The organism is Polaromonas aquatica, from assembly GCF_050626995.1.
Lineage (GTDB): Bacteria > Pseudomonadota > Gammaproteobacteria > Burkholderiales > Burkholderiaceae_C > Polaromonas > Polaromonas aquatica_A.
Genome location: NZ_CP192467.1, coordinates 3,433,418 through 3,446,245 on the forward strand (window position 1 = coordinate 3,433,418; position 12,828 = coordinate 3,446,245).

At 65.4% G+C, this 12,828-nt stretch carries 8 protein-coding genes; 3 read left to right on the plus strand and 5 right to left on the minus strand.

The genetic code is table 11. The annotated features are described in order from the left end of the window. The first annotated feature begins 45 nt into the window (after window positions 1-45). From ACQ4MS_RS16535 to trhA, 3 genes are all read left to right on the plus strand, one after another. On the plus strand, window positions 46-4,254 hold the full coding sequence (locus ACQ4MS_RS16535; protein WP_431095723.1) for a DUF748 domain-containing protein: 4,209 nt from the start codon (window positions 46-48) through the stop codon (window positions 4,252-4,254). A gap of 185 nt (window positions 4,255-4,439) precedes the next feature. Then, window positions 4,440-7,301, plus strand: coding sequence for a DUF349 domain-containing protein (locus ACQ4MS_RS16540; protein ID WP_431095724.1), 2,862 nt, complete (start codon window positions 4,440-4,442; stop codon window positions 7,299-7,301). After that, window positions 7,298-7,975 (plus strand): PAQR family membrane homeostasis protein TrhA, encoded by a 678-nt coding sequence (gene trhA, locus ACQ4MS_RS16545; RefSeq protein ID WP_431095725.1) that lies wholly within the window; start codon window positions 7,298-7,300, stop codon window positions 7,973-7,975. Before ACQ4MS_RS16540 ends, trhA begins: the two co-directional genes overlap by 4 nt. A 107-nt stretch (window positions 7,976-8,082) precedes the next feature. Here trhA and ACQ4MS_RS16550 read toward each other — a convergent pair whose 3' ends face one another. From ACQ4MS_RS16550 to ACQ4MS_RS16570, 5 genes are all read right to left on the minus strand, one after another. Continuing rightward, complete coding sequence (locus ACQ4MS_RS16550) at window positions 8,083-9,276, minus strand: ankyrin repeat domain-containing protein (protein ID WP_431095726.1); 1,194 nt, start codon at window positions 9,274-9,276, stop codon at window positions 8,083-8,085. Beyond that, complete coding sequence (locus tag ACQ4MS_RS16555) at window positions 9,273-9,869, minus strand: sigma-70 family RNA polymerase sigma factor (RefSeq protein ID WP_431095727.1); 597 nt, start codon at window positions 9,867-9,869, stop codon at window positions 9,273-9,275. Before ACQ4MS_RS16555 ends, ACQ4MS_RS16550 begins: the two co-directional genes overlap by 4 nt. Window positions 9,870-10,108: 239 nt before the next feature. Next, window positions 10,109-11,020 (minus strand): hypothetical protein, encoded by a 912-nt coding sequence (locus tag ACQ4MS_RS16560; RefSeq protein WP_431095728.1) that lies wholly within the window; start codon window positions 11,018-11,020, stop codon window positions 10,109-10,111. A 192-nt stretch (window positions 11,021-11,212) separates the two neighbouring features. Continuing rightward, window positions 11,213-11,980, minus strand: coding sequence for a zinc-dependent peptidase (locus ACQ4MS_RS16565; RefSeq protein WP_431095729.1), 768 nt, complete (start codon window positions 11,978-11,980; stop codon window positions 11,213-11,215). A gap of 37 nt (window positions 11,981-12,017) precedes the next feature. Next, entirely contained in the window at window positions 12,018-12,821 is an 804-nt protein-coding gene (locus ACQ4MS_RS16570; protein WP_431095730.1) for a UDP-2,3-diacylglucosamine diphosphatase, read from the minus strand. Between the last annotated feature and the right edge of the window lie 7 nt (window positions 12,822-12,828).

Sequence of the window (12,828 nt, forward strand, 5' to 3'; positions counted from 1 at the left end):
ATAAATCATTGACCGATTGGCTGTCGCGTTAAAAACTCGACGCCTATGGCAAGTCATGAACTGAGAAACAGATGGTGGGAAATCAAATGGCGAGAGATCAACTGGAAGGAGACGGCTAGAACCTTGCCGGGACGGGCGGCGGCTATGGGCCGGTCGCGTCTTTGGCAGCGCCGCGCCGCGTGGGCCGTCGGCGCGCTGCTTCTGGTTTGGGCAGTGGCCTATGCCGTTGTGCCGCCCATCCTGAAGTCCCAGCTTGAGAAAATCGCCTCTGAGAAGCTGGGCCGCCACGTCACGGTGGGTGGGGTCGACTTCAAACCCTGGTCGCTCGAACTAACCCTTCATGACCTGGCCATCGCCAGGGCCGGGCCGGCTGGAGGCGGCGTTTCCGCCTCATCCTCCCAGGCATCTCCCCAGGGAACTCCCCAGTTTTCCGTCAAGCGCATATATATAGATGCCGAACTTGCGTCCCTCTTGCGGCTTGCCCCGGTGGCCGACGCCGTGGTGGTGGAGGAACCCGTGGCCTTCCTGACGCACCAGGGACAAGGGCGCTATGACGTCGACGACATCCTGGAGCGTTTCAAAACGCCCGCTGACGCACCGGCCGGCAGCCCGCTGCGGTTTGCGGTCTACAACATTGTGGCTAGCGGCGGGCGCATGGACTTCACCGACCAGGCCGTCGGCAAGACCCATGAACTGCGGGAACTAGGCCTGTCGGTGCCCTTCCTGAGCAACCTCGCCTCCAAGCGCGAGGTCAAGACCTCGCCGCACCTGGCCTTCAAGCTCAACGGCAGCAGCTTCGACACAGCCGCCGAAGGCACGCCCTTCGCCCAGACCCACAAAACCGATGCCTCCCTTACCTTGCGCGGGCTGGACCTGGCGCCTTACCTTGGCTACTGGCCGGCCAGCCTGCCAATCAAGCTGCAAAGCGCAGTGCTGCATGCCGACGCCAGGGTCGCCTTCGAGCAGACGCCCGCCACGGTGGTGCGGATTTCCGGAACCGTGACAGCGGAAAAGGTGCGTGTGCTGGCCGTGCAAGCGGCCGGGCAAGTGCCGGCGACTGCGCCTGCCCGGGCCGCAAAACCCGGCCCCGCCGGCAAGCCTGCTGCAGATACCGATGCCCAGCCGGCAGCCCGCGCTGAGTTGCTGGCGTTTGAGCGCCTGCAGGTTGCGATGGACGACGTGCGTCCGCTGGAACAGTTCGTCAAACTCTCGGCGGTAGAGCTCACAGCGCCAACGCTGTCCATCGCCCGCGACCGGTCAGGGCGGCTGAACCTGCTGCCGCCCGATGCACCGGGTGCTATTAAAAAAGGAGCTGCTGGCGCCCAATCAGAAGGGGCTACAGGCCAAAATGCTTCAAATAATCAGGCCCAGGCCCAGGCCCAGGCGCCGGCTGGGGTAGCTTCGGCCAGCACCCCGGCGTCTGTGCCTTCAGCCGGGGCAACTCCTTCAGCCGCGCCCTGGAAGATACAGGTAGCTCGTGTGGCGGTGCGTGCCGGCCGGGTGAACTGGCTGGACGAAACGCTGGCGTCACCCGCCGACATCCGCCTTGCCGGACTGACGCTCGATGTTTCAGATATCGCCATGCCCTTTGCGGCCGGCGCCCCTCTGCAGTTCAACGGCTCAATCGGACTGGAGCCGCCACCCGCAGCGCCGGCGCCGCTACCGGCGAAAACTGGCGCCAAACAACCCTCCAAGACACCGGCGCCGTCCACTCAAGCGCTTGCAACACCCGCGCTGCTCACCTTCAGCGGCACGGCCACCGACCAGGCCGCCCGGGCCACGGCCACCGTGGCGGCGTGGCCCCTAGGCATGGCTGCCAAATACGTCGGCCAGTTCCTGCTGCCGGCGCTGAATGGGCAACTGGATGCCCAGCTCGGTGTGGACTGGCGGGCGCCCAGCGGTGACAAGCCGCAGCAGCTGCAGCTCACCGCCCCGCAGCTGGCTGTCAGTGACATCCAGCTGGTGCAGGGCAAGGTCTCGCTGGTGTCCGTCAAACGCGCCGAGCTTGCGCAGGTGGATATCGACGTGACGGGCCAGTCCTTCAAGGCCGGAAAAATGGTGCTGGACCAGCCCAAGGCCAAGGTGGACCGTGATGCCGACAAGCGCTGGATGTACCAGCGGTGGATGGTGAGCCCGGGCACGGCAACGCCGGCGCCGCGGCCTACCGACGCGGCAGCACCTGCGGCGGCACCTTCATGGGCCGTGGCCATCGCAGACGTGCAGCTCGACGGCGGTGCCATGTCCTTTTCCGACCAGTCGGGCAGCAAGCCGGTGGTGTTTGAAGTGACCGCCGCCAGGGCTCAACTGGGAGGGCTGGCGCTGGACGACAGGCGGGACGCCAAAACCCCGGCCGCCAAACCCATGCCGCTGACGGCCTCGCTGCGCTTGGCCACCGGGCGATTTGAGCCCGGCAAGGTCGACTTCAACGGCAGCCTTGGCTTGAGCCCGGTCCAGGCCCAGGGCCGGTTGGTGGTCGACCGGTTGCCGATGCAGGCGTTCGAGCCCTACATTGCCGACGTTCTCAACATCGAGCTGCTGCGCGCAGATGCCAGCTTCAAGGGGCGCGTGTCTTACCGGCAGGCACCAGCCGGCCCACAGGCGCAGGTGACAGGGGACGTGTCGCTGGAAGAGTTCCGCGCCAACACCCTGGCACCCAGCGAAGATCTGCTCGCCTGGAAGGCGCTGAACCTGCGCGGCCTGAATGTGGCGCTGGACCCGGCCAGGGCCACCCGGGTGGATGTACGGGAGACTGTGCTCACTGACTTCTTTGCGCGCGTGATCGTGTTGCCCGACGGCCGCATCAACCTGCAGAACCTGGTGAAGAACGGCAAGGACACGGGGGCTGTCAATGCCGGTGCAACAAGCGGCCCCGCCACGCCAGCCCAGTCGCCGGTATCATCACTGCCTTCGGTTGCTCCTGAAACGATAGCGGCTGGCGCACAACCATTACCGGCCGGGGGCCAAAAAGGCTCAAAATTTATATCGACAGCACCGGTCAGCCCGATGGCCTCCGCCACAGCGGCAGCCGGCTTACCGCCACCCATCGTCAACTTCGGCCCGATCAGCCTCATCAACGGCAAGGTGCTGTTCTCCGACCGCTTCGTCAAGCCCAACTACTCGGCTGACCTGAGCGACCTGACCGGCAAGCTCAGCGCTTTTTCTTCCGTCACACCCACGGTGCCGGGTACCACCGCCCCCGTGCCCAACATGGCCGACCTGGAGCTGCGCGGGCGGGCCGAGGGCACGGCTTCGCTGGAAATCCTGGGCAAGCTCAACCCGTTGGCCAAGCCGCTGGCGCTCGACATCAAAGGCAGGGTGCGCGACCTGGAGCTGCCGCCGCTGTCGCCGTACTCCGTCAAGTACTCGGGCTATGGCATCAACCGCGGCAAGCTCAGTGTGGATGTGGGTTATGTGGTGCTACCCGACGGGCGGCTCACTGCCACCAACAAGGTCATCCTGAACCAGCTCAGTTTTGGCGACAAGGTGGAAGGCTCGACCGCGAGCCTGCCGGTGAAGCTGGCCGTGGCCTTGCTGGCCGACCGCAACGGTGTGATTGACATCGACCTGCCCATCAGCGGTTCGCTCAATGATCCGCAGTTCAGCCTCGGGCCCGTCATCGTCAAGGTCATCCTCAATGTGATCGTCAAGGCCGTCACCGCGCCATTCAGCTTGCTGGCCAATGCGTTCGGCGGCGGTGGGGAAGAACTCAGCACTGTGGGCTTTAACGCCGGCAGCGCCGAGCTGGGGCCTGAAGCGAAAGCCGGCCTCGACAAGGTGGCCAAGGCGCTGGCCGAGCGGCCGGCGCTGCGGCTCACCGTGGTCGGCACCAGCAGCGTGGATGCCGAGCGGGACGGTTTTAAACGCGAGCGGCTTGATTCGCTGGTGCGCGCCGAAAAGCGCCGCCTCACCGTGAAGGACGGCGGCACCACTTCCGCCGCCATCAGCATCAGCCCGGCCGAATACCCCGCCCTGCTTAAAGAGGTCTACAAACGCGCTGACATGCCCAAGCCGCGCAATCTGGTAGGCCTGGCCAGGGATTTGCCCGTGCCCGAGATGGAAAAGCTGCTGCTGGCCGATATCCAGGTCAACGACAGCGCCATGCGCGAACTGGCCGTGCAGCGGGGTGTGGCGGTGAAAGATTACCTTGCATCGCGTGATTTGCCCCCTGAAAGACTCTTTCTCGGCGCCGCCAAAGCCATACCGCCGGAGGCCAAATGGACACCGCGCGCGGAGCTGAATTTGGCGATGCCTTAAAAACAGCGAAAATAGCGGCAGCGCTTTATTGATAAAGCTTTTATGGGGCTTTTGGGCCTGGACGCGCAACACGGGTTGCGGCGCCGGCTCCCCATCCAATCCCAACACCCGCTGCCGCCTGCAAAGTCCCTCATTCCCGGGGTGCCTTGTGGCTGGCGGCACTTATTTTTTGACCTTGCGCCCCCATGTTTAAATCTTCCAAACCCGAAACCCCTGCCGTGAAAACGCCCACCACCAAGCAGGCAGAAGCCCATCCGCTGGACGGCCTGACCGGCGGCGCGTTCTCCGCGCCGACCTCGGGCGAGCGCACCGCGCGCATCCGCACCTGGCTGGCGACCGAGCCTTCGGCCGAGCAGATGGCCGAGGTCTACAAAGACCTGGCCAATCGCGACAAGGGCGCCGCCAAGCCGCTGAAAGAAAAGCTCGACGAACTCAAGCGCAGCAAGGGTCAGGAAGCCGTGGCCGCCGAGTGGGCCGAAAAAGCCCAGGCACTGCTGGCCGTGCCGAAGCTCAACCTGGCCGATGCATTGGCCTGGCAGCGTGACGCCGCCAAAGCTGGCGCACCGCTGTCCAAGGAACCTCTCGCCGGCCTGAAGGTCCAGCTCGCCGAGCGCGTCAAGACGATTGAAGACCTGCAGCACCGCACCCAGGTACAGCGCGAAGCGGCCGTGTTGCTGGCCCAGCGCACCGAGGTGCTGTCGCTCAAGCCCTGGCGCGATGCCGAAGCCGCCCTCGAATCCCTGCGCGGTGACGTCACGCACTGGCAGTCGCAGGCCGACGAGATCACGCACGACGCCAACTGGGCCAGCGTGGACGCAAAATTTCCGCCGCTGCTCGACGCATCTCGCGCACAGTTGCTTGCCGTGTGGGAGGCCTTCCAGGGCGCACTCGCCCAAGCCCAGAAAGCCGCTGAAGATACCGCCGCGCCTTTGCCCGCCGTACCTGTGTGGGCCGATGAGCTGCGCGCCGCACGCGGCCTGCCGCCCGCAGCGGGTGAGCAGCCCGCACGCGCGCCCAAGGCCAAGATCGATCCCGCCGTGCTCAAAGACATGCGCGAGAAGTCGTCGGCCATCGTGCAGGCCGCGCTGGCCAAGCTTGAGCATGAGGTCACCGAAGGCCATGGCAAGTCCACCCCCAAGGTCGCGGCCGACCTGCGCCATGCGCTGAAAGAACATATCCGCAACATCGACAGCAAGCTCGAAGCCGCCGCGCACGCCGCGTTGACGGCCGCCGGTGAACTCGAAGGCTGGCAGCGCTGGCGCGCCGACCAGATTCGCGAAGAACTTGTCGTAAAAGCCGAGGCCCTGGCGGCCAAGCCGCTGGGCGGGCGCAAACAACAGGAAGCCCTGCGTGCCATGCGCGAGCAGTGGAAGACCAGCGACCAGGGCGGCACGCCCAACCACGCGCTGTGGAAGCGTTTTGACGACGCATGCAATGAAGCGCACAAGGTCGTCGAAGCCTGGCTCGAGAAAGTCAAAGAGCAGAGCGAAGCCGTCAAGGCCGAGCGCAAGCTGCTGATTGATGAAGTGCTGGCCTGGGCCGAAGCCAACAAGGGCAACACCGACTGGAAGCACCACATCCGCAGCCTCAATGGCTTTGTCGAAAAATGGCGTGAAGCCGGCCACCTGGGTGAAAAGGCATTTGCTGAAATCCAGCCTGTGTGGAAAGCCGCGATGGACGCTGCAGACGCCCCGCTGACCGCTGCGCGCCACGACAGCATTGCGCGCCGCAAGGCCATGATTGAAGAAGCCAATGTGCTGGGTGCCGAGCCAATGCTGCGCATCGACGCCGTCAAGTCGCTGCAGCAGCGCTGGCAGCATGAGGCGCAGGCCGTGCCCATCGAGCGCAAGCAAGAGCAGAAGATGTGGGACGCCTTCCGCAAACCCATCGACGACGCTTTCCAGCGCAAGACCGCCGAGCGTGAAAAAGCTGCCGCTGCCCTGGGGGAATACGACCGCATGGTGCTGGAAGCTTCCAAAGCTGTTGAAGCTGCCACCGCCAGTGGCGACGCACAAAAAATCCACGCCGCCGCCAAGGCACTCGAAGCGATTGTGCGCGGGCAAGTGCCTGTGCCAGCACCGGCCGCGGCAACCGCAGCGCCAGCGGCGCAGTCGGTTGAGGCTGCCCTGGCTGATACCAATGCCATCCCGGTTTCAAAAGAAAATGAGCCCGCATCCCAGGCAGAATCTGCGCAAGCAGCTACAGAAAACGTAGCAGATTCGCCGGTGACCGAGGGCGCCGCGGAAGCTGCCGCCGCTGAATTTGCTGAAGCAGGCGAGCCGGCCAGTGCTCCCGCCGAACCGGCACCTGCGCCCAAGCCCGCACCCAAGCCCGTGGTGGCGCGGCGCGGCGACGACCGTCCCGGGATGAAGAAAGCCGAGCCCGCAGCGGCTGGGCGCGGCGGCAAGTTCGGCGACCGCAAGGACGCACGCCCAGGCAGCAAGCCCGGCGGCCCGCGCCAGAGCACCGACAACAAGTTTGAGCCCTACCGGGAAGGCCGCGAAGGCCGTGATGACCGCGGCCCCCGCAGCAATGATCGGGGAGACCGTGGTGACCGCAACGCGCGTCCGGCCTTTGAAGAGCGCGGCCCGCGACTGGGCGATGCGGCTTTCCGTGCCCAGCGCGAAGCCTTTGAGGCCGCCAACCAGGCGCTCAAGAAGCTCGCCATGCAGGCGCACGGCGAGGTGCTGACGAACCTGCTGACTGCCTGGGAAAAGCGCGACCCGGAACAACTGCCAAGCGCGCAGGAACTCGGCAAAGCCGTGCCGCCCGCTGTCCGCAACCGCTGGGTGCAAGCCGTCAGCACCCCGTCGGGCAAGGATGCTTCCGAAGCGCTGCTGCGCCTGGAAATCGCCGCCGAGTTGCCGACGCCGGCCGAGCACATCAGCGAACGCCGCATGCTGCAACTGCAGCTGCTGACCAAGCGCAATGCGCCGGCGCCGGCTGAAACCTGGGGCGAAGACGCAGCCCAGGTGCTGGCCGCCGACTTTGACCCCACCAAGGCGCGGCGTGTGCAGAACGTGCTGAAGGCGCTGCTCAAGCGATGAAGGAAGACGCCGCTGCTGTGGTGGCGGTGCTAGACCGCCAGCAAACGCTGGGCGAGGAAATCGCAAACAGCATAAGCCACGGTGTGGCGCTGCTGGCCGCCGTGATTGCAGCGCCTTTCCTGGTGGTGGCCAGCGTGCGCAACGGCGATGCCATCGACATCGCCGCCGCCTGCGTGTTTGCGGCCACCATGGTGTTGCTGTACTTCACCTCAATGCTCTACCACGCGCTGCCCGCCGTGCGTGCGGCGCGCGCAAAGAGTGTCTTCCAGATCCTGGACCACGGCGCCATCTACCTGTTGATTGCCGGTACCTACACGCCGTTCACGCTGGGCGTGCTGCGCGGGCCCTGGGGCTGGACGCTGTTCGGACTGGTGTGGGTCATGGCAATTGCGGGTGTCGCCGTGAAGGCGGTGGCGGGCATCCGTTACCCGCGTGTTTCTACCGCGCTGTATGTGGCGATGGGGTGGATTGCCCTCATCGCCATCAAACCGATGCTGGAGTTGATCCCGAACTGGGGTTTGTTCTGGCTGGTCGCTGGCGGGCTTTTCTACACGCTGGGGGTGGGCTTTTTCGCCACCGATTCACGCGTCCGCTACGGCCACTTTGTGTGGCACCTGTTTGTCGCGGCTGGCACGGTTTGCCATTTTGTGGCGGTACTGTATTACGCCGGCTGAGATCTGCGGTCTGTAGTTGCTATCAAAAGCATAGCTGCTGATGCCCTTTATTCTTGGGCTAGAGACCGATTTCCTTGTAATTTTCCATCGCAATGCGGCTCTGACACTCAGGATGCTGCTTCAATCAGGCGGGCAATGCCGTCAAAGCCCAGCCGCCGTGCATGTTGCAGGGCGTTAAGCCCGTCCTGATCCACCAGTGCCGGGTTGGCCCCGGCTGCCAGCAGGCGCTGAACCACGGCGGTGTGGCCCTGCATGACGGCGAGGACCAGCGGTGTGCGGCCTGCCGTATCGGCTGCGTTGACGGGGGCGCCCTGCTGCAGCAGGCGTTCCAGCAGCTCCAGGCGTCCTGCGCGGGCCGCGTCCTGCAGCGCACCGGCCAGGCGGTTGGGCCCTGCATTCGTTTCCGCACGCGGTGCGCGAAATTGCAGGGCGTTTTCCTGTTTTTGTTGAGCCGCTGCGGCGCGCGCTTCAGGCGCGGGGGCCGCCGCAGCGCCTGGCGCAGAAGGCGCGGCAGGTACAGGCCGCGCAGCCGGCGCTGCGGCGGGCGTGTCCGCCTGCGATGGTGGTGGTGACGCTGTCAACGATCCGATCCGTGCGCCTGCCGTGTATGGTGCCGGCGGAGGCTGGGTACTGTCCTGCACGGTGGCGGGAGGCGCAGGCGCAGCAGCGGGCGCTGGCAAGGGAGACGGCGCAGGGGGAGGGGCTGCGACACCGCCCAGTGGCGCCTTCGCTTCTTTCTTCTGCGCGGCTGCCTCGTTGACCGAGGGCGAGGCCGTTGATTTGTCGAGCGCCGAAGGGGCCGGCGACTTCAACGCCGGCTTGGCAGTTTCGACGGACCGCTTCCGGGCGTCGGGTTCCGGTGCAGGTGTTTGCCGCACTACAGGGCCGGGAATTGCGGTCATTGGTGGTGAAGGCGTTGGTGCCGTTGCCGTTGCTGCCGAAGGTGAAGTTGCCGGCGACGGTTGCGCCGTGGGACTGGGCCGACCGAAGGCCAGTTCTTTTTCCTCGTTGTTACCCCGGTCAAACTGCAGCATCAACAGCCCGGTCAAGCCCACGAGCGCCACGCTTGCCAGCGCGGAGATTTTCCAGCGTGACTGGTTGGCTGCGGGGCGCTGCACTGCATTGGCGGTGGCGCCGGCTTGCGACACACCGGGCTGCTTGCCGGCGTTGATCACCATCTGCGCGTGGGCGCGCACGGCTTCGCGCACATGCGCGCCGGGGCGGCGTGTGTCCTCTGCGCTGGCCTCCCGGTAGCGCTGCAGCAGCTCGTCGCTGTGCGGGCTGTGATCGGGCTCTGTCATGCAAACTCCTGTAGCTGCTGGCGCAGGCTGTTTCGTGCGTAGCGCAGGCGGCTCTTGGCGGTTTCAAAACTCACGCCGGTGGCCTCAGCGATGCCTTCCACACTCAGGCCTGCCTCGGCCTGCAGCAGGAAGGCTTCGCGCTGCTCAAGAGGCAGCCGCTCGACCGCGGCAATCAGTGCCGCGGCCTGTTCACTGGACTCCAGCCGGCGTACCGGGCCGAAGCCCGAATCGGCCGCCAGCGTGTCGCCCAGGCCGAGGCCTTCGTCGTCGTCTCCCTGTGCATCAATGCTCACGTGCTGTTTGGCCGTGCGGAAGTGGTCGACTACCCGGTTGTGCGCCATGGTGAACAGCCAGGTCTTGAAGCGCGCCGACACGGTATAAGTAGGCGCGCTGCGCGCCACGGCAAACCACACGTCCTGCAGCAGGTCATCGGCCACAGCCTGCACACGCACACTGCGAAACACATAGCGCCACACCGCCAGTTCGTGACGCGCATACAGCACATCGAACGCGCCGATGTCGCCGCCCGCAAAGCGCAGCATCAGCGATTCGTCGCTGTCGTCGGCTGCGTTGTCTGTCGTGGCGCTGGGCATGCGCCAGATTATGGCCCCCACGGTCGCTCACTGCGTGTAGCTCCCGAGGCCTTGCAGGCCGCGGCTCGCGAGACGCTTCGCCTCTGTCGCCCGTCCAAGCCTGCGCAGGCAGGCTTGGAGCCGTGGGCTCCAGCCCCTCGGGGGCCGCCCGTCCTGCGGCCCGGCAAAGCCGGTTCCGCGGCTCATGCTGGTGAAGGAGAGCCGCTGCGGTCGCGCACTGCGTACAGCTTCTTGCTCCGTTAATAGGGATCCGGAACATAGGAGTAGCTGCGGGATTCGGGGAAAGGATTGGGGCCGGGAAGTGGCCGTACCGGTTCACGGATCACGCCACTCGCAATCAGGTTCTCGCGGCTGTCGTAGCGGATGCGGATGACCTCGTTGGGTTGCGATTGCAGGCGGGCAAAAGAAGTGTGGGACACCATCGAGGTTTCACGGGCGCCATGCCCTGTGCCCAGCTTGGGTGCGGGCAGGGCGGCAGGCGGTGGGACCGGCGCCCTTCTGGCCATGCCTTCAAGTCCCGCAGAGGCGCTTGGGGCCTGCGCAGGGGTTTCCGCCTCGCTGCTGCTCTGGTCGGCCAGGGCCGATCTGCCGGCGCCGCTTTGCGGGGCGCTTTTGAGGTTGGCGGGTGCGTCGGCTTCGCGTTCAGCGCGTTCTGCGCGGGCGGGGCTGGCAGGCGCCGCTTGGGCGACTGGCTCCGGCAGGCGTTCCTTGAAAAGCGCCACGCCGATCACGCCGACGTTGCCGGGCCTGCCGGTGCGGCTTGCGTAAGAATCCCCGAGCGCGGAAAACTCAAAGGCCGCGACTTCGCTGCTGCTTTTGCGCCAGCCGGTGACCTGGTAGTGCTGCCACGGCGAAAACACATAGCCGGTCTGGTCCCAGGCGGCGGTTTCTCCGCTCAGTACGTTCACGCCGTCGACGGCGGTGACGGCCAGCACGCGTTCACCAAGCTTGTTGCGCACCGCGATCGCGTACTTGGCGCCGTACTGGCCGGCTACCCAATATTCGCCGCGGTGGCGGTACACCGGCAGCGTGGCGCCGGTGTTGCGGTCGATCACGGTCACATCGGCCAGCCGGCCGATGGCGTGCGCGGGCAGGGCGGCCAGGGTGCAGGTGGCCAGCAGGAGGGAGGAGGCAAGAAGCGAGGTTTTCATGGGGACTCCAGGAAGTGGTGGAGTCCGTTGAAACGAGAGGGCGGGGAAAACGGGGTTAAACCGGCCCGAAAATCACCGGGTCAGATTTTTCGGGTGCTATCAATTTGATAGCTATAATCGCCCATATATATTGGGCTGACAGCGTTATTGATGATGAATTTGGCCGCTGGAGCCAAAAAAATCGCCGGCAGCTTATTTGGGAATAAAAAACTTGTCGAACAGCGCTGTCAGGGGCGCGAAGTCCTGTGTGAAGCGCGTGCGGTTCACGAAATAGGCTTCGCACGCTACGGCAAAAAACTCCGCCGGTGACTTCGCGGCATAGTCGTCGAGCCACGGCGCCTCGGCGCCGAAGCGCGTGGCCATGGCGACTTTTTCACAAAACTCGTCGTAAGCCGGCTGCATGACCCCATGCCAGGACATGTGGGCGCTGCGCGTGGGCAGGGGCGGGCAGCCGTCTGCCATGCCGTCGCGCATGTCGATCTTGTGGACGAACTCGTGGATCACCACGTTGTGCCCATGCTCGGCCGAGTCACCCGCACTGGCCACGTCCTGCCAGCTCAGGGTGACGGGGCCGCCCTGCATGGCTTCGCCCAGCAGCTCTTCGTTGTAGTGGTGCACCACGCCGGCGTGGTCGGTGACCTTGCGGCGCGCCAGCATGGCACCGGGGTGCACCACGATGCCCTTGAAATCGTCGTACCAGCGCAGGCCCAGGTGCAGCACCGGCAGGCAGGCCTGCGCGGCAATCGCGACTGCCATTTCATCGGTGACCTTCAGGCCGTGTGCGCCGGTGAATTCCTTTTGCTTCAGGAATTTTTCCGTCAATGCGTTCAACTCCTGCAGCTCGGCGACGGGCCGCCGGCCCAGAAAGGGAAATTGCAGCAGGGTATCCATCCACAGGGTATCGGGGATGGTTTTGGCAGGGGCCCTGGCGCCGCCAAGTGTTCGTAACCAGTTCAGCATGAAGTGGAGGTTGTGGTTAAACGAAATGAAACAAGGGTTAGCACAGCGTAATCCGCTGCATTCCTCCGGCCGTCAGGCGCAGCACCTCTGCGCGCGGCACCGTAGCGCCCAGGTCCCAGTCGCTCAGCACTACGCGGGAGACGCCGCCGCCCAGGTCGTGCACGGCAGGCTTGTGTGTGTGGCCATGAATCAGCGTGCGGGCGTTGGCGGCTTGTAACCATTGGCGCGCAGCCTGGGGGTCGACATCGGCATATTGCGCGCCGGACTGTTTGCGCGCTTCGCTTTGTTCGCGCAGCCCGCGCGCAATCGCCTGGCGTTCAGCCAGCGGCCTGGCCAGGAAGGCGCGCTGCCATTCGGGGCTGCGGACCTGGCGGCGAAAGTTCATGTAGTCGACATCGTCCAGGCACAGCGCGTCGCCGTGCGACAGCAGCCAGCGCTGTTCCGTGAGTGCCGGGAACACCAGCACGGTCGGGTCTGCCAGCAAGGTGGTGTTGCACAGGTCCATCACGGCCTGGCCCACCAGGAAGTCGCGGTTGCCGTGCATGAAAAACAGGGCCAGCCGGCTGGCGGCATCGCCCATGGCCTGTACACAGCGCGCGTCAAAGCCGGCGGCGGGATCCAGCAGGTCATTCCCCACGGCGTCATCGCCGACCCAGACTTCAAACAGGTCACCCAGGATGAAGACCGCGTCGGCCGGCGTGGTCTCAAGGTAGTGCTCCCAGGCCGCGAAGGTAGCGGGCTCCGAGGCCTGCAGGTGCAGGTCCGAAATGAAATCGACCGTACGCCAGGACGGCGGCGCCAAAAGCTCCGCCGGCTGGGGTACGGTCTGTGGGGTGTTCACCGGCAGG